At 71.3% G+C, this 16,606-nt stretch carries 17 protein-coding genes and 1 pseudogene; 11 read left to right on the top strand and 7 right to left on the bottom strand.

What is annotated here, in order from left to right; all coding sequences use genetic code 11:
• Window positions 1–134 precede the first annotated feature (134 nt).
• A complete protein-coding gene (locus ACFYXA_RS28190; protein WP_389037926.1) occupies window positions 135–611 on the top strand; it encodes a hypothetical protein in 477 nt (158 codons plus the stop codon).
• A 20-nt stretch (window positions 612–631) separates the two neighbouring features.
• Here ACFYXA_RS28190 and ACFYXA_RS28185 read toward each other — a convergent pair whose 3' ends face one another.
• Both ACFYXA_RS28185 and ACFYXA_RS28180 read right to left on the bottom strand, forming a co-directional pair.
• The gene (locus tag ACFYXA_RS28185) at window positions 632–1,456 is read right to left on the bottom strand and encodes an ABC transporter permease (protein ID WP_389037923.1); all 825 of its coding nucleotides are present in this window, start codon (window positions 1,454–1,456) and stop codon (window positions 632–634) included.
• Window positions 1,453–2,373: an ABC transporter ATP-binding protein gene (locus tag ACFYXA_RS28180; RefSeq protein ID WP_389037920.1), complete on the bottom strand. Its 921-nt coding sequence runs from the start codon at window positions 2,371–2,373 to the stop codon at window positions 1,453–1,455. The genes ACFYXA_RS28185 and ACFYXA_RS28180 overlap by 4 nt, the downstream gene beginning before the upstream one ends.
• Window positions 2,374–2,503: 130 nt before the next feature.
• On the opposite strand from ACFYXA_RS28180, the gene ACFYXA_RS28175 reads away from it, so the two are divergent.
• The 4 genes from ACFYXA_RS28175 (at window position 2,504) to ACFYXA_RS28160 (ending at window position 5,619) form a co-directional block, all read left to right on the top strand.
• Window positions 2,504–3,844 carry a sensor histidine kinase gene (locus tag ACFYXA_RS28175; protein ID WP_389037916.1) on the top strand — a complete coding sequence of 447 codons (1,341 nt, stop codon included), beginning with the start codon at window positions 2,504–2,506 and terminating at the stop codon, window positions 3,842–3,844.
• Window positions 3,841–4,500: a response regulator gene (locus ACFYXA_RS28170; protein WP_389037912.1), complete on the top strand. Its 660-nt coding sequence runs from the start codon at window positions 3,841–3,843 to the stop codon at window positions 4,498–4,500. The genes ACFYXA_RS28175 and ACFYXA_RS28170 overlap by 4 nt, the downstream gene beginning before the upstream one ends.
• A 9-nt stretch (window positions 4,501–4,509) precedes the next feature.
• Window positions 4,510–5,085, top strand: a complete 576-nt coding sequence (locus ACFYXA_RS28165) for a hypothetical protein (protein ID WP_389037909.1) — start codon at window positions 4,510–4,512, stop codon at window positions 5,083–5,085.
• Between the two features lie 99 nt (window positions 5,086–5,184).
• Window positions 5,185–5,619, top strand: a complete 435-nt coding sequence (locus ACFYXA_RS28160) for a VOC family protein (RefSeq protein ID WP_389037906.1) — start codon at window positions 5,185–5,187, stop codon at window positions 5,617–5,619.
• Between the two features lie 81 nt (window positions 5,620–5,700).
• On the opposite strand, the gene ACFYXA_RS28155 is transcribed toward ACFYXA_RS28160, so the two are convergent.
• Both ACFYXA_RS28155 and ACFYXA_RS28150 read right to left on the bottom strand, forming a co-directional pair.
• On the bottom strand, window positions 5,701–6,441 hold the full coding sequence (locus ACFYXA_RS28155) for a VOC family protein (RefSeq protein WP_389037901.1): 741 nt from the start codon (window positions 6,439–6,441) through the stop codon (window positions 5,701–5,703).
• A 211-nt stretch (window positions 6,442–6,652) separates the two neighbouring features.
• Window positions 6,653–7,213 carry a GNAT family N-acetyltransferase gene (locus tag ACFYXA_RS28150; protein WP_389037896.1) on the bottom strand — a complete coding sequence of 187 codons (561 nt, stop codon included), beginning with the start codon at window positions 7,211–7,213 and terminating at the stop codon, window positions 6,653–6,655.
• A gap of 371 nt (window positions 7,214–7,584) precedes the next feature.
• Here ACFYXA_RS28150 and ACFYXA_RS28145 point away from each other — a divergent pair, with 371 nt between their 5' ends.
• On the top strand, window positions 7,585–8,508 hold the full coding sequence (locus ACFYXA_RS28145; RefSeq protein ID WP_389037893.1) for a phosphotransferase family protein: 924 nt from the start codon (window positions 7,585–7,587) through the stop codon (window positions 8,506–8,508).
• Window positions 8,509–8,611: 103 nt separating this feature from the next.
• Here ACFYXA_RS28145 and ACFYXA_RS28140 read toward each other — a convergent pair.
• A pseudogene (locus tag ACFYXA_RS28140) lies at window positions 8,612–8,820 on the bottom strand (IS5/IS1182 family transposase); the annotation flags it as partial.
• Between the two features lie 108 nt (window positions 8,821–8,928).
• Between ACFYXA_RS28140 and ACFYXA_RS28135 the strand changes: the two are divergent.
• Window positions 8,929–9,960: a hypothetical protein gene (locus ACFYXA_RS28135; protein ID WP_389037890.1), complete on the top strand. Its 1,032-nt coding sequence runs from the start codon at window positions 8,929–8,931 to the stop codon at window positions 9,958–9,960.
• 51 nt (window positions 9,961–10,011) lie between these two features.
• Here the strand turns inward: ACFYXA_RS28135 and ACFYXA_RS28130 are convergent, their stop codons facing one another.
• Window positions 10,012–10,560 carry an isochorismatase family protein gene (locus ACFYXA_RS28130; RefSeq protein WP_389037887.1) on the bottom strand — a complete coding sequence of 183 codons (549 nt, stop codon included), beginning with the start codon at window positions 10,558–10,560 and terminating at the stop codon, window positions 10,012–10,014.
• Window positions 10,561–10,822: 262 nt separating this feature from the next.
• Here ACFYXA_RS28130 and ACFYXA_RS28125 point away from each other — a divergent pair, with 262 nt between their 5' ends.
• Window positions 10,823–11,122: an antibiotic biosynthesis monooxygenase gene (locus tag ACFYXA_RS28125; RefSeq protein ID WP_389037883.1), complete on the top strand. Its 300-nt coding sequence runs from the start codon at window positions 10,823–10,825 to the stop codon at window positions 11,120–11,122.
• Between the two features lie 202 nt (window positions 11,123–11,324).
• Complete coding sequence (locus tag ACFYXA_RS28120) at window positions 11,325–12,131, top strand: SGNH/GDSL hydrolase family protein (protein WP_389037879.1); 807 nt, start codon at window positions 11,325–11,327, stop codon at window positions 12,129–12,131.
• Window positions 12,132–12,142: 11 nt separating this feature from the next.
• On the opposite strand, the gene ACFYXA_RS28115 is transcribed toward ACFYXA_RS28120, so the two are convergent.
• Entirely contained in the window at window positions 12,143–12,706 is a 564-nt protein-coding gene (locus ACFYXA_RS28115) for a PadR family transcriptional regulator (protein WP_351094023.1), read from the bottom strand.
• A gap of 333 nt (window positions 12,707–13,039) precedes the next feature.
• Between ACFYXA_RS28115 and ACFYXA_RS28110 the strand changes: the two genes are divergently transcribed.
• Both ACFYXA_RS28110 and ACFYXA_RS28105 read left to right on the top strand, forming a co-directional pair.
• Window positions 13,040–15,820, top strand: coding sequence for an AAA family ATPase (locus ACFYXA_RS28110; RefSeq protein WP_389037873.1), 2,781 nt, complete (start codon window positions 13,040–13,042; stop codon window positions 15,818–15,820).
• Between the two features lie 433 nt (window positions 15,821–16,253).
• A complete protein-coding gene (locus tag ACFYXA_RS28105) occupies window positions 16,254–16,517 on the top strand; it encodes a hypothetical protein (RefSeq protein WP_389037870.1) in 264 nt (87 codons plus the stop codon).
• Window positions 16,518–16,606: the final 89 nt, after the last annotated feature.

Raw genomic sequence — 16,606 nt, 5'->3', positions numbered from 1 at the left:
CCGGCGGGGGCCCGCCCTGGCCACCGGGCGTCCCACCGGGGGATGGGAGGATCGTGCCGACAACGCCGAAAGGTGGACCGGCACCTAGAGCGGGACATGAAGTGAGTGCCTCTACGACTCGGCGGGAGTGTGCCTTGGAGATCACCGTCCAGTGGATACGGACGTCGTGGACCAAGCAGTCCCGCGGCGGACAGGACGCCTCGCGCAGGAACGCGGTGCCGGTCGGCTTCGTGCTCCCGTACGCCTGGAACGGCACCTCCGCACACGTGATCCGGATGCAAGAGCGTGACGGCTTCGAGCCCTTCGCCGCCCAGGAGGATCGCCGCAAAGTCGATGTCCGGCTTCGGGAGGACGACGGACGCCTCAGCGTCTTCCCCCGGGTCCAGCCCATGTTCGGCCTGCCTCCCCGGCCGCGACGCCCTCCGGCGGTGCGGCTCGCTCCCGGCCAGTGGGTGCGCTGGCAGCTCAACTACCGCTTCAGCAGCGCGATGGGGATGCGGGGCTGGTCGTACTGGCTCGACACGTTCAACATCGCCTACGGCCCGGTGAAGGCCGACGTGTTCCTGTCCACGCCGACCGTGTCCGTCGACGAACAAGGCCCTCTGCGCTGACCGGCCCGCGCATGCCACGCTCACACGTCGCGACGCCGTACGACGACCACGGCCAGCGCCACAGCCACCAGCGGCCACACCGCGTACACGGCCCACGAGCCGGAAACGGTGGCGGTGTGGCCCAAGGAATCAGGATCGGGCTGCCAGTTCTGGATCAGGCGCTTCCAGGCGGACAGCACCATCGCATGGTTGACGCCCGCCGACCAGCGCTCGCCCTCCGAGAACATGGGAGGCAACATCAGCAGCGTGAACACGCTGGTGACCATGGTCGCGGCGGCGTACCGGAGCAGCACCCCGAAGCCCAGACCGACCAGCGCGCAGACCGGAGCAAGGAGCGCGGACGCCACCGCCGCCCGCGCCACTCCGGGCTCGGTGAGCGGCACCGCGGCGTGCCGCGCGTGGAGGACGGCCTGTGAGGTCACGAACGAGCCGGTGGAGCTCACCGCACCGACCACCGTCCACAGCGCGGCGACGACGGCCGCCTTCGCCAGCACGACCGACCCTCGGGCGGGCACGGCCACCATGGTGACGCGGATGAGACCCGTGCCGTACTCACTCACGACGCTCAGCGCCCCGCCGGCGACGGAGACGAGCGCCAGCGTCCAGTAACCGGCCGGCGGATAGCACACGTAGGGCAGGAAGACCGCGCGCCCGGAGGCGTAGGTGCCGTCCGCGAGGGTCGCCACGGCCGAGGAGCCGATGACGAACACCACGGTGAGGGTGATCGTCCACCAAGTGGACCGCAGAGAACGTGTCTTGATCCACTCGGAGGCCAACAGGTCACGGAACCGGGCGCGGGAGCTGGGGGAGAGGGGCTGCGGGGAAAGGGAGTTGAGGGAAGTCATCGGAGCTGTCCTGCCCGGTGTTCGACGCTGTCGGCGGTGAGTTCCATGAAGACCTCTTCCAACGAGGCCGTGCGCGTGGTCAGTTCGTCCACTCGGATACGGTGCTCAAGCGCGACAGTTCCGATCCGGTCCGCCGCCAGCCCGCTCACGGCGAGCCTCCCGCAGCCCGCGGGGCCTTCCGGCTCGACCGAGGCGCCCGCAGCGGTCAGCAGTGCCGCCAGCTCGTCGGACCGCGGCGTGCTCACCACGACACCGCGGCGCGCGCCGCGAGCCGCGAACTCGCCCGCGGACTCGGCCGCGATGAGGCGACCCCGGCCGATGACGACCAACCGGTCCGCGGTGTTCTCCATCTCCGACATCAGATGGCTGGAGAGGAACACCGTGCGCCCCTCGGACGCCAGCCGCCGGAACAGGCCCCGGGCCCAGTGCACGCCCTCCGGGTCCATGCCGTTCACCGGCTCGTCGAACACCAACACGGGCGGATCGCCGAGCAGCGCGGCGGCGATCCCCAGCCGCTGCCTCATGCCGAGGGAGTACCCGCCGACGCGCCGCCCGGCCGCCTCGCTCAGCCCCACCTCCGCAAGCACCTCGTCCACCCGTTGCCGCGCGATGCCGTTGCCGCGCGCCAGAGCCCACAGATGGGCGCGGGCGCTGCGGCCGCCGTGGACCTCCCCGGCGTCGAGGAGGGCGCCGACGTGCCGCAGTCCGCGCGGACGGCGACGGAAGGGGGTACCGCCCACCGTGGCAGTACCGCTGCCGGGCTCCTCCAGGCCCAGGATCATGCGCAGGGTGGTCGACTTGCCCGCGCCGTTGGGGCCGAGGAAGCCGGTGACCTGGCCCGGCCGCACGGTGAAGGACAGACGGTCCACGGCCGTCTTGTCGCCGTATCTCTTGGTGAGTTCGCTGACTTCGATCACGGCACCAGCCTGCCGAGGCGCCCTCGCCCGGGCATGGGGCCGAGGGCGGCAATCCCGTCGCCGGGATCAACCCGTGGGCGTACGTCCCCGGCCCGATGCCGTGCGGAGGACGGCCGGTTAGTCTCCCGGCGTGAACCCCGCGACGAGAACCAAGACCGCAGCATGGACCGGCGGCGTGTGCTACCTCCTCACGGTCGGCCTGCTGATCGGGGGTGCGCCGCGGGCGTCCGGCACGGTCCACGGTGTCGGCGCGCTGCTGGCCGTGAGCCTGCTCGCCGGCGTCGTGCGGCGCACGCCCCTGCCGGCTCTGGCCATCGCCCTCATCGGATCGACGGTTGTCATCGCGGGCGTCCCGAGCTCCGCCCATGCGGGCGTAGACGCCTCCTACCAGGGCCAGTTCCTGTCGTACCTGGCGGTCGACCTCGTCCTGGGCGTCATCGTCGCCACCTCCGCTCGACGGGCCGCGATCGCCGCCGTGGCGGTGACACTCACCGTGCAGCTCCTCGTGATCGGCCTCTTCGCCCACGGGGACGGTCTGGTCGTCCACGCGGTCATCGCCCTGCTGGCGTTGTCCGCGTCCTGCATGGCGGGGCTGCTGAGCCGTGAGCGCCGCGAGCACGCGGTCGCGTTGCGCGCGCAGGAGGTAGCCGAGGCCGTCACCGCCGAACGGCTGCGCATCGCAAGGGAGTTGCACGACATCGTCGCGCACAGCATCGGTGTCATCGCCATCCAGGCCGGCGTGGGCAGCCGGGTCATCGAGACCCAGCCGGCACAGGCGCGCGAGGCCCTGCGCGCCATCGAGACGACGAGCCGACAGACGCTGACCGGCCTGCGCCGCACACTGGTGTCATTGCGCCGGGCGGATCGGGAGGACCGGGCGGACCGGGAGGAAGGGGATGGCGGGGCTGGTCGAGCGGTCAGGGCCGACAGGGTCGCCCACGTCGAGGGGGCGGGCCGGGGAGCGAGCCGGGCTGGTCGAGCGGTCGGGGCCGACCGCGACCGTCGCGGCGTGCGGGCCGGCCGGGGCGCGCCCCCTCCGGAGAACCCACCGTCGACGCCCGCGCCCGGCCTCGCGGACGTGGAACAGCTCGCGGCGACGACCGCCGACGCCGGCGTACGCGTCGACCTGCGCCGCAGCGGGGCGCAGCGTGCCCTGCCCGCCGAGATCGAACTGTCCGCGTACCGCATCGTGCAGGAGGCCCTGACCAACGTCGTCCGCCACGCGGGCGCCGGACGGTGCAGGGTGACCATCGACTACGGGGACGAGGAGCTGACATTGGAGATCGCAGACGACGGGCGCGGCCTCACCGAGGACGCCTCGGGCCACGGCTTCGGTCTCGTCGGCATGCGTGAGCGGGTCGCCCTGCTCCACGGCCGTATCACCGCCGGCCCGCGCCCCGAGGGCGGCTACCGGGTGGCGGCCAGGCTGCCGCTGCCCGCCCCCGCCGGGCTCGCGGCGGAAGTTCGATGAGCGTCCGGGTGGTACTCGCCGACGACCAGCCGCTGGTGCGGTCCGGCCTCCGTGTGATCATGGCGGACCATCCCGACCTGGAGGTCGTCGGCGAGGCCGCCACCGGCGCCGAGGCCGTGGAACTGGTCAGGGACCTCAGCCCCGACGTCGTGGTGATGGACATCCGCATGCCCGGCATGGACGGCATCGAGGCGACCCGCCGGATCACAGCCGGCCGGTCGGACACGCGCGTCCTCGTCCTGACCACGTTCGACGAGGACGACCACGTCTACGGGGCACTGCGCGCCGGCGCGAGCGGCTTCGCGGTGAAGGACATGTCGCTGGACGACATCCTCGCGGCGGTCCATGTGGTGGCCGCCGGTGACGCCCTGATCGCGCCGGGCGTGACCCGCCGTCTCATCGCCGACTTCGTCGCACGCCCCGAGAGGGTCCCGCGCCGTCCGCCGCGTCCGGTCGCCGGCATCACCGAGCGCGAACGGGAGGTGCTGACCTTGGTCGGACGCGGACTGTCGAACTCCGAGATCGCCGAGGACCTCTTCATCTCGGTGGCCACCGCCAAGTCGCATGTGTCACGCCTCCTGACCAAGCTGGATGCTCGGGACCGGGTTCAACTGGTCATCACGGCCTACGAGTCGGGACTGGTGACCTGCGGTTGAATGAGGCGTGTGAACGAGACTGCCGCTCTGCGACTTCGTCAGGCCGTACGCCGTATCCAGCACGCCGCCCGTGAACGTGCCGCCACCGGCCGGGCGTTGGAGGAGGCCGACGACGTCGCCGGGACGTTCGCCACGGACGGCGCGGTCGGCTTCGACCCGTTCCCCTTCCTCCGGGCGCTGCACGAAGCCGGTTCACGCGCGATGGTCGTCGGCCAGGTCGCCGGCATCCTGCACGGTTCGCTCGAGCCGACCGGCGACCTCGACCTGCTGTGGGACGGAACGCCCGAGCAGGCGCACGCCCTGCGCACCGCCCTGACCGCCGCCGGCTGCACCGAACTGCCGGACCTCGACCGGCCGCAGGCGGCCTACCGGGTGACCGGCGCGGGCGGCGACCTGTGCACGACCGCGCTGCCCTGGGGCGGCCTGGACACCGCCCCCTGCCTCACCCGCGCGCTCACCACCCACGACCCGGCTGGCTTCGCCGTCTCCTACGCCGCCCTGGACGACCTGATCCGGATGCGGCGCTCCCTGGGCCGCCCCAAGGACCACCGGCGCGCGGACGAACTGGAGCGACTGCGCCGCTGACCGGAGGGAAACGAGAGGTCGTCACTTGGCCAACGGGAAGGGCTCGCAAGGGAGATGAGCAGGCAGAGAGCAGTGAAGTTCTGCTGCTACGGTGGCCCGATGGCAGCGATCAAGAAGTTCCAGGTCACCTTCGACTGCGCCGACCCCGAGCGCGTGGCTCGTTTCTGGTGCGAGGTGTTGGGGTACGTCGTGCCGCCGCCGCCCAAGGGATTCGACACCTGGGACGACTACACCCGCTCGCTGCCGCCGGAGGAGCAGGGAGCCTGGTTCGCGTGCCATGACCCCTCGGGTGTCGGCCCGCGCCTGTACTTCCAGCGCGTCCCCGAGGGGAAGGTCGCCAAGAACCGGGTGCACCTCGACGTAGGGGTCGGCACCGGACTCGTGGGTGAGGAGCGCCTCGCCACGCTCAAGGCCGAATGCGCACGACTCGTCGCGCTCGGCGCGGTATGCGTACGCGTGCTGCTCGCCGACGAGGAGAACGAGTCGTGCATCGTCATGCAGGACGTCGAAGGCAACGAGTTCTGCCTCGACTGAGCGCCCTCGACGCCGGCGAGTAGGAAGCCGTCTCGACTTGAGGATCGTCCAAGACGCAGAGCAGGGACAGTAGTTGACCCGTCAGGACGGGGCGAGGACACAGAACTCGTGACCGTCCGGGTCGGTCATGCATGTCCAGGGGACGGCGCCCTGGCCGACGTCGAGGTCGGTGGCGCCGAGGGCCCGCAGCCGATCCGCCTCAGCCACCGGGTCGTCCCCCGGGTACGGCAGCAGGTCGAGATGGACGCGGTCCGGCACGGTCTTCACATCGGGTGCGCGGAGGAACTCCAGATACGGGCCGACACCCTTCGCGGAGCGCAACACCGCCTGCTCGTCGCTGACTTCAAGCATGGTCCAGTCCGTAGCCTCGCCCCAGAACCGGGCCATGGCCCGCGGATCCGCGCAGTCGACCACGATCGCGGCGATGGGTCCGGTGTCCCGGTACACCTCCCGAGGCTCCAGCACGCAGAACTCGTTGCCCTCGGGGTCGGCGAGGACCGTCCACGGCACGTCGCCCTGGCCCACGTCGACGGGCGTCGCACCGAGTGACCTGAGGCGCGCGACCAGTTCCGCCTGATGTGCCGCGGAGGTGGTGGCCAGGTCGAGGTGCATACGATTCTTGGCCGTCGTCTTGGCCTCCGGGACGGGGACCACGTCGATGCCGACGACGACCGGGTCGGGCCAGACGAGGCCGCCGGCCGGTCCGACGTATGTGGTCACGCCGGGGCTGTAGGCGCTCCAGCCGAGCGCCTCCGCCCAGAACCGGCCGACGGCCGAAGGGTCGAGGGCCTTCACGATCACGTGAACGGGTCGGAGCGCCATGCCGTCGATCATAGGCACTCCGCCCCGACCCCGCAGAGCGGCGACGACGTTGCCGCCGCGCCCCTTTCGGCGCTGCGCGACGGGGTGGTGTGGTACGCCGTCGCCGACGGACTCCACGTCCTGGCCGCCGTCGCCGCCGGGTACTTCGCGATCCGGCTCACCGCCATGCAACAACACAGTCCGGAACAGGGGCCCTTCGCAAAGGCTCCCGTCAAGCCGTAGGCGCCGCCGCCGACTTCACCGTCACAGGCGAGGGCCGCATGCCGAGCCACTGTTCCGCGCCCCATGCCTCGAACCGCTCCACCTCGGTGAACCCGAGCTTCGCCGCGAGGCGCATCGAGGCGATGTTGGCGGACTGGGTGGTGAGCACCACCGGCTCGCCGGGAAGGACGCCGTCGAACCAGCCGAGTGCCACCGCGCACGCCTCGGCGGCGTACCCGTACCCCCACGCCCGCGGCAGGAACAGGTAGCCGAGGTCGGCCTTGCCCGCGGCGGCGGGGCGACGGTGCCCGGTCGCCCTCCGGAGCAGGATGTGGCCGATCATCGTCCCGTCGAGATCGACGACGAAACTCCCGGGCCACAGCTCGGGCACCTCCGGCATCTCGCGTTCGAGCTCGTCCCGCGGGCGGGGACCGCCGAGGTAGGTGTGCACCTCGGGTGAGGCGAGCAGGTCGACGAACGTCGCACGGTCCCGCGCCTCGGACTCCCGCAGCACGAGCCGCTCGCTCTTGACCGGCGCGGGCGGCCAGTCCACAACTCCCAGATCTTCCATCGGCGCACGCTAACAGACGCGCAACTGCGCCCGGCTGCTTCTGGATTGATCCGACGATCACCCAACACCGCGTCGTACTCCGATGAAGCGCCGACGGTCCGGCGAAAGCCGTGCTCGGCCACCGGTCTGCCGGACGTCTGAGACGCCATTTCAGTTGGCATGATCTTGCGGCAGGCTTGAGGGTCGCCGTCGCCGATTCGCTGTTCGGCCTGGTTCCTGGTCCGCTGGATGTGAGGCAGACTGCGTATCAGCGGAAGGGAGATGCCGACCTGAGGCTTCTCGGCGGTTGATGCGTCGCGTCCGGCATCTTCGGCTACGGTGCCGGCGATACTCCGTTGCCGGCTGGCCAGGAGTGACCTACGGTCCCGGACATGCTGCCTGTGGTGGAAACGGATGATGAGCGGGACGCTGTCATCCCCGATGAGGGCGTGATGCGTCCTGGGGTGGAAGACCTCTGTGCACGTCTCGGGCTCTCCGGCGCCTCACTGGTTCGCTTCCCTGACGGGTCCCAGCCGGTCTACGCGGTGGGGGACGACCACGTGCTCAAGCTTTTCCCCGGAGCTGCTGCTCAGCACGGAATGGCCGAGGGCCGTGTCCTCGCCCATGTTCAGGGGCGACTGCCGGTGCCGACACCCGTGGTGCGAGCCTCCGGCTCATACGAGAACGGCTGGCAGTACGTTCTGATGTCCAGGCTCCGCGGCGAGAACCTCGCCCACTCCTGGAAGCACGTGCCCCGGAATCATCGTGACCGGCTCGTCGCCGAGATCGGTGAGACCCTGGCGTCGTTGCACTCCCTCAGCCCCGATCCACTGCGGGACGTCCTCGGCCCCGAGGACTGGGGCGGCTTTCTTGACCGCCAGAGAGCCGGCGCGGTGGAACAGCAGCGCGCCCATGGACTGTCGCCGGCCTGGCTGGAACAGATTCCGGAGTTCCTCGCTTCGGTTCCATTGCCACGAACCCCGCAGCCTTCCCTGTTGCACACCGAGGTCATGCAGCAACACTTCCTGGTCGACCCAGACGGATGGCGTCTGACCGGTCTGTTCGACTTCGAACCAGCGATGATCGGTGACCGCGCCTACGACTTCGTGGGTGTCGGCCTGTTCGTCACCTGCGGCGATCCAGGTTTGTTGTCTCGGCTCACCGAGGCATACGGCCACAGCTTCGAGTCACATGAACTCATGGCCTTCACCTTGCTACACGTGTACAGCCACCTTCCCTGGTACATGAGAGAACTGCCCTCACCTGCCGAAGGAACCTTGCCTGCACTCGCAGACGCATGGTTCGGCACGGTGTGAGAGACGAGGCGGGCCCACTCGTTCTTGGCGGTCCGCTCGGCGCATGGCGCGACGACCTCGGTGATGAAGTCGGCCATCCGGCGCACTTCGGCCTTGCAGCACTTCACTTGGCCAGCCTGCGACGACATAGGGGGGTCGCGGCGATGGCTGTGAAGGCGAGGAAGTGTTCCGGCTTGCGCTCGTAAGGCGGTGCAGGCGTCGGCAGCCTGACAGCCAGGACACGGTCCGCTCTACGACCCATCGGTGCCGCCCCAGGTGTCGCGATGACTCGACGCCCATGCGGGCCAGGCGGTGCCGGACACCGCGTGAAGCGAACGATCAGCGCAGATGGCGGAGAGTCGTAGCTCGACAAGCGCAGCACTCACCGCCCCAGACCGCCGCAAGATCACGCCAAGTGAAATGGCGTCTAAGGTCGCCCCCATGACGAGGACCACGCCCCAGCGCCCGCTCGATGTCGAGGCGCTCTTCCCGGAACTGGCCGCCTTTCGGGGGACGACGACCCGGCTCCATCCGCGGCCGGGCACCCCAGGCCTTTCGGCGAGTTCCGTGGGCGGTCCCATGCTGTGGCCGGCGGACGAACCGTGGCCGATGTGCGGCGAGACGCACGGCCGTGGGCGGGGCCTGCGCCCGGCCGACATCCGCCGCTCCCGGCAGATCCTGGCTTCCGCGTGGGAGCGTGAGCAGGATCCCGGCCCGACGGACGAAGAACGCGAGGCATTGGGCGAGTTGAGCCGGAAGCACCGGATCCCCGGGGTCTCCGACACCGACCCGCTGCCGATGATCGGCCTCGCGCAGCTGTACCGCCGGGACGTGCCCGACCTGCCGGCGGGGCCGGACGACTGCGATCTGCTTCAGGTGTTCTGGTGCCCGTTCAACGCGCACGGCCCGAGCCGGTACGACCTGAACCTGCACTTGCGCCGGCGACGGTCATGGGAGGTCGGCGAGGTGCTGACCACGCCGCCGCAGCCGCTGGTCGTCGGGTCCGACGGCTTCGTGCCCGAGCCATGTGTGCTGCACCCGGAGCAAGTGGTCACCTACCCGTTCGCCGGGCTCCTGCCCGAGGAACTGTGCGCCCGGATCGACGCCTGGGAAGACGCACTCGAGGAGGAAGCCGAACAGACGGAGGACGACGGCACGACAGAGCCGTACGCCTACCAGTACGACCTCTCCATCCCGCCGGGCTGGCGAGTGGGCGGCTTCGCCTCCTGGCACGCGACCGACCCGTACCCCATGGACTGCCTGACCTGCACGGCCCCCATGCAACTGCTGCTGACCATCGACAGCTCGGAATGGGACGGCGGCAGCGGCAGCTGGAAACCGCTGGAGGACCGGAGCCGGTCCGGTCGCCGGCACGCCACTCCCACGGAGGTCACCGTGGGCCGCTGGGGCGAACTCAACGTCTTCGCCTGCCCCGGCAACCCTGAGCATCCACACCGCTGGAGCATCCAGTGACTCCTGGCAACCCGGAGCGCCGGCAGTATGAACGGTGCTCGGTCGCTTCCCTCAACTCGCCCGTGCCGCTTCGAAGCGGAGCTGCGCGGCCGGTGTGACCGTGATGGAGCGCCCGGCGTACTGGATGTCCGAGAACGTCGTGTTGTGATGGGCGATGACCTGCGCGGCCGACGGCGCGGCATCGAGCGGGCGTTCCGGCGTGGTGTGTCCGTCTGACACCAGCACGAGGTCGTAACCACGCGAGAGCAGACTGCGGCTGGTGGAGTCGACGCAGTACTCGGTGGCGAAACCGGTGACGATCACCCGACGTACTCCCAGCTCCTCCAGCAGATCGCCGAGCCCGGTGTCGAGGAAGGAGTCCGCGCTGTCCTTGTCCAGCACGACATCGCCCGTCCGAGGCGCCAAGACGGGATGGATGTCGGCGTCGGTCCGACCGGCGGGCAGGTCGTGGAGCCGTTGCCGCAGGTAGACGATCGGCACACCGGCGAAGCGGCACCGCTCGGCGAGGCCGGCGACCCTGCGCAGGCAACTCCCGGCCTGGTAGGCGTCGTCGAGCAAGGCACTCTGCATGTCGATGATGAGCAGCGCTGCATCGGGCATCCCACGAGCCTATCGGCGGCGCCGTCCTGCTGGAAGGCGACGCGTTCGCCGAACTGCTGCGGCAGATCTACGATCGGCCCGAGATGTGGGACGCCGGAGGGATATGACGCAGTGGCGTCGGGGCGATGGCGGCACGGCATCGGGAGCTCGCTCGCTCGGTCGGCAACTGGGTTACAGCGCTGGCCAGTTGTGCCCCGGGTGCGCGCAGCTCGCATGTACTGTCGGGACTCGTAAGGCATGAGACTGTCGGGGAGGGTGTGGCATGTTCGCGGTGATCTACCGGTGGCGCCTGCACGAAGGCAAGGAAGAACAGTTCACTGCTGGTTGGCATCGGGTGACCCAAGCGATGCACAAGCACTGCGGCAGTTACGGATCACGTCTGCACCAGGCCGACGACGGCACCTGGGTGGCGTACGCGAGGTGGCCGGACGCAGCCACTCGGGAAGGTTGCCCCGACGTGGACCCCGAAGGGGAGGCCATGATGAGTGAGGCGGTCGCCGAGTACCTTCCCTCGATCCGCTGTCAGGTGATGGACGACCTTCTCGCGGAGCCCCGCGACTAGGAAAGGCGATGTGTCCGGACCGTCGCTGCTCCCGGCGTTCCCCCGGTACGGCACGCCGTCGGAACACATGTGTGCCACCCGGACTGTGCGCGGCTGCCTGCTCACGCTATCGTCATAGTCAACTAAACACCTAGGTGCTTCGGTGATCACTGGCCGCGGTCGCCGGGGCGCCGGGGTGATGTTGACGAGGGTGGGGCAGCCGATGTCGGACGGCGTGGTTCAGCGGTACGTGGCGCTGGGGGACAGTCAGACCGAGGGGCTCGGGGACGGCGACGACGTCCAGGGCCTTCGGGGCTGGGCGGACCGGCTCGCGGAGCAGATCGCTCGTGACAGCCCGGGCCTGCTCTACGCCAACCTCGCGGTACGCGGCCGGAAGGCCGGCGAAGTGCGGGCCGAGCAGCTCGGCCCGGCGCTCACGATGCGCCCCGACCTGGCCACCGTCGTGGCCGGGGTCAACGACGTGCTGCGGCCGAGCTGCGACGTCGACGAGGTCGCCGGCCACCTGGAGGCGATGTTCGCCGCCCTGACCGCCCAGGGCGCCACCGTCGCGACGCTCACGTTCCCCGACGCCGGCCGCATCACGCCGCTGGCGCGCCCGGTCGGCCGCCGGCTCCTCGCGCTGAACGAGCGCATCCGGGAGGCCGCCGGCCGGCACGGCGTGGTGGTGGCGGAGACGGCCGCGCACCCCGTCGTCACCGATCCCCGGCTGTGGAGCGCCGACCGGCTCCACGCCGGCCCGCTCGGCCACGCCCGCATCGCGGCCGCCGTCGCCCAGGCGCTCTCCCTGCCCGGCAGCGACGACAGTTGGACCCTGCCCCTGCCGGCCGGCGTGGCCAGGGCTTCCGGCCTGCGGGTCGTGGCCGCCGAACTGCGCTGGGCCGGGGCCTTCCTGGGCCCCTGGGCGCTGCGCCGCCTGCGCGGACGCTCCTCCGGCGACGGCCGCCACGCCAAGCGGCCCGACCTGCTCCCGGTGACCTCGCCCGCCGGGGACACCTCCCCGGCGGCGTGAGGAATGCCCCGCTAAACCGCGCCCGCCCGCTGGTCGAGCCGACGCAGCGCCATGTCCCCCCACTGAAGGTTCTCCCGCTCGAACGACATCCCGCGCAGCAGGGTGAGGTACGGGCCGATGCGTTCGGCCTCCGCGAAGTACGCCTCCTCCGAGCGCCCGTCCAGCAGGCGCTGCCGGATCCTCTCGTAGCGGGCGAGCTTGGCGGTGGCCCACTCCATGCGCTCGGTGATGGCCGCGCGGACGGCGTCGGCGTCGCCGGCGTCCAGGCACTGCACCTTGACCATCAGCTCGTCCCGGATCACCGCGGGCCTGCCCGGCGGCTCGGCGGTGTAGGCGTGGACGGCCTCGCGCCCCGCCTCGGTCAGCGAGAACAGCCGCTTGTTGGGCCGCCGCTCCTGTTCGACCACCCGGGCCGTCACGAGCCCCTCGGCCTCCATGCGCTCCAGCTCCCGGTAGAGCTGCTGGGGCGTCGACATCCAGAAGTTGGCGACCGTCGCGTCGAACCCCTTGGCGAGGTCGTACCCGGACGCCTCACCCTCCAGCAGCGCGGCCATCACCGCGTTCCGCAATGCCATGCGCCCACGCTAACAGCACCGTGACTAATCAACGAAGTGACTGTACGGCGCTGGAGCGGACGTCTGCCAGGGCCACGCGGCGCGGTGCAGGCGATCATCGGGGCGTTCGACCATCGGGGCGTTCGAGGTGGTCGGCCCCGGGGCGCCGGACCTTCGGCGACCGGGCCCGCACCATCACGCCGCACCCGCGAACGGCGGTCAGGGCGGTTCGCTGCCGCGTGGTGCAGCCATCCGGATGTTCCGCAGTTCCTGCGGGCGCCGCGGGCCATCGGCCACACTCGTCACGCAACGTACGCACATAGCAACTGAACGCGCTCCATGGGGGTACATGTGGTGACGCTCGAACCTGGACGGTGCGGGCTGCTCTCGCGCACGGACGAGCGGCAACGACTGCGGCGGCTGCTCGCGGACGCCCGGCGGGGACGAAGCGGTGTCCTCGTCCTCCACGGCGAGCCGGGCATCGGCAAGAGCGCCCTGCTCGAGGAGGCGGTGGCGCAGGCCGCCGGGATGGCGGTGCTGCGGACCACGGCCATCGAGATGGAAGCCGAACTCGCCTTCGCCGGACTGGCCGAACTGGTTCGCCCTGTACGCCACTTGATAGACCGGCTCCCTTCCGTGCAGGCGCGCGCCCTGCGCACAGCTCTGGCGCTGGAGGAGGGTGGCGCACCCGACGCGCTGACCCTGGGAGCGGCCACGCTCACGCTGCTCACGGACGCCGCGGCCACCACGCCGGTACTGGTCGCCGTGGACGACGCCCACTGGATGGACGAGGCCAGCACCCAGGCGCTGCTCTTCGCTCTGAGGCGTCTGCAGGCGGAGCCCGTGGCGGTGCTGGTCACGGCGCGAGACGGCCAGGCCTGCCGGTTCACCGAGGCGGGCCTGCCGGCACTGGCGCTCACCGGTCTCGACCCGGCGGCGGCCGCCGCGTTGGTGCAGAAGGTGGCCGGCGTCGACGCCGCCGGCGAGGCGTTCGAACGGCTCTACCGCGAAACCGCGGGCAACCCTCTGGCCCTGCTGGAAGCAGCGCCCGTCTTGCGTGAGCGCGCGTGGCCAGGCCAGGAGGCCGGCGATCCCCTCCCGGTGGGTCCGCGGCTGACCGCCGCGTACCGTGCCCGGTTGGCCGCCCTGCCGGAGGCCGGCCGCCGAGCGGTGACGGTCGTGGCGGCCGGATACACCGACGAGGCCGCAGTACTGGCCGCGGCGCTCAGCCACCTGGCGCTGGACGGCGAGGCCCTGCGGGCGCTCGAGACGGCGAACGTCCTCGACCTGTCCGGCGGCAAGGTGCGGTTCCTGCATCCGCTGCTGCGCGCCGCCGCGTACCACCTGGCGGGCGCCCAGGAACGACGTGCGGCCCACCGGGCCCTGGCCCGGGCGCTAGCCGACCGTACCGGCCCGGTGGACCGCGACCGGCGCAGTTGGCACCTCGCCGCCGCGGCCTCAGCGCCGGACCCGGCCGCCGCGTCCGCGCTGGCCGACACCGCGGCGCGCGCCCGGGAACGAGGCGCCCTGCCCGCAGCCGCCCGCGCCTACGAGCGCGCCGCGGATCTCTCGCCCGTACCGGCCGACCGCGGCCGCCACCTCCTTGCGGCCGCCGAGGCGGAACAGCTCGCCGGCCGGGAGGAACAGGCGTTGGCCCTGGCCGAGACGGCGACGAACGCCACCGACGATGCGGCTGTCCGCGCGGGCGCGACCGCGCTGCGCAGCCAGGTGGCGCTCGTGCGCCGGCCGCCACGCCGGGTGCACGACCAGCTGGTCGACATGGCGGCCGGGCTCCACTCAGCGCAGGCGGTCCCCCTGCTGGTCGCCGCCGCCGGCGCGGCATGCATGGGCGGCGCGGTCGCCCAGGCCCGCAGCACCGCCGACCGGGCCTGCGCGCTCGCCCGCGACGGCGCCACTGCGGTCCTCGACCGATCCGCGGCGCTGATGCGGGCCCACACGCTCGTCCTCGCCGGCGAACGCCGCCCGGCCGCCGCCGTGTTCGACGCCTGCGAGGACTTCCTCGCCTCGACCGACCCGCTCTCCATCGGTGTCGAGGTCACGAGCTTCTGCGCGATGGACCTCATGTGGCTGGAGCGGTTCACCTCCGCGCGCACGCTGCTGGAGCGGGCCGTCCGGTCGGCACGCAGGATCGGGGCCTGTGAGCGCCTCGTCCCCTATCTGACCGTCCTGGCGGACACACAACTGCGCACCGGCTGCTGGGACGACGCCTATGCCCTGGCGAGTGAGGGCGCCGCCCTCGCCGACGAAATCGGACAGCCGGTGCTTCAGGCGTACGCGATCTCCACACTGGCCCGGATCGAGGCCGCCCGGGGCCGCACGGCGGAATGCGACGAGCACGCCCGCCGGTTTCGCGGTCTCCTGGACGGCCGAGGTGCCGAACTGGTCAGTCCCTACCTGGACGCCGCCCTGGGGCTGCTCGAACTGGGCGTCGGCAAGGAAGCCGAAGGCGCGGCCCGCCTGAGCGACCTGCAACAACGGCTGTCGGCTTCGGGGCTGAGGGAGCCGACGGTGCTGCAGCATCAGCCCGACCTCGTCGAAGCATGCCTGGCCTCGGACGATCCCGCCGGTGCGCGCGCCGCCCTGGGCGAGCTCTCGAGCCAGGTCCGGCGGGCGCCGTCCACCTGGGGGCAGGCGGTGAGCGCCCGCTGCCGGGGCCTGGTCGAAGCGGACGAGGGCGCCTTCGTGGAGGCGCTGCGGCACCACGAACGGTTGCCGGATCCCTTCGCCAAGGCACGTACCGAGCTCGCCTACGGGCGGTTTCTGCGCAGGACGCGGAAGCGTGGCGCCGCCCGTCGTCCGCTCATCTCCGCCCGACAGGCCTTCGAGCGCCTTCGCGCAGCTCCGTGGACCTCGCTCGCCGAGCGGGAACTGCGAGCGGCCGGATTCGAGACGCCCGCCCGCCGCGGCGGTGAGCCGGCGGCGATGACCGAACGGGAGACGCAGGTCGCGGTCCTCGTCGCCAAGGGCCACACCAATCGCGAGGTGGCAGCGGCCCTGTTCCTGTCGGACAAGACGGTCGAGTACCACCTCAGTCATATCTACGCCAAGCTCGCCGTTCGGTCGCGAGTGGAACTCGCCGGCCGCCTGGCCGTCGACGCCCACCTCCCCGTATGAGCGGCGCGCCCGCTCCACACGGAGGCACGCCGGCAACACCCTAGGGAAACCACTGATGTGTGCCCGTGCCGTTCCTTCGTAGCGTGCTGAAGAAGCCCACCGCGCATACTCACTTGGGGGAAGAATGCGTGCATCCCCGCGAACCGCACTCTCGCGGCACCTCTGTGCTCTCGGACTGAGCGTGGCGCTCCTGCTGTCCGTGAGCGCCTGTTCGAACGACGACCCGATCGGCTCGCACCGAAGTGCCGCCGAGGAGACGACCGAACCCGCACTGCCGCCTACGGAGGACGTGACCCCACCCGCGCCGGAACCGTTGGATGACACGACCGATTCGGAGCCGCCTGACGCCACGACCGATCCGGAACCGCCTGAGGACACGACCGATCCGGAGCCGTCGTCGCTCGAACCGACAGGGAGTGTTCCGCAGCGTGTCGTGGGCGTCTGGTGCGGTGGCCGGAACGACACCGCCTCGGGTCACTGGACCTACGCGTTCGCCGACGACGGCCGTTTCAGGGCCGCCAACCGCGACGGGGGCTTCTCCGGAGTCGTCGTCACCGAGGGCGACACCATGACCTTCTACGTCCAGGGTGGTCGCCCGGTCCGCTCGACCTGGTCGGTGAGCTACGAGGAGGCGCTCGGCTTCGACATGCTGTACCTCGACGGCTTCAGCTACGTCCCGGGCAGCTGTGATTCCTAGGGAGTGTTCGCACAGGCCGCCGTCCTCGTCGGTCCCCGCCGCCGATGAGCCGCAGGGGCTCCCCGGGCCGCGGAGCCGGCGCGGACGGC

It is taken from the genome of Streptomyces sp. NPDC002566 (assembly GCF_042889585.1).
Taxonomy (GTDB): domain Bacteria; phylum Actinomycetota; class Actinomycetes; order Streptomycetales; family Streptomycetaceae; genus Streptomyces.
This window is presented reverse-complemented; position numbering and strand designations above follow the sequence as displayed.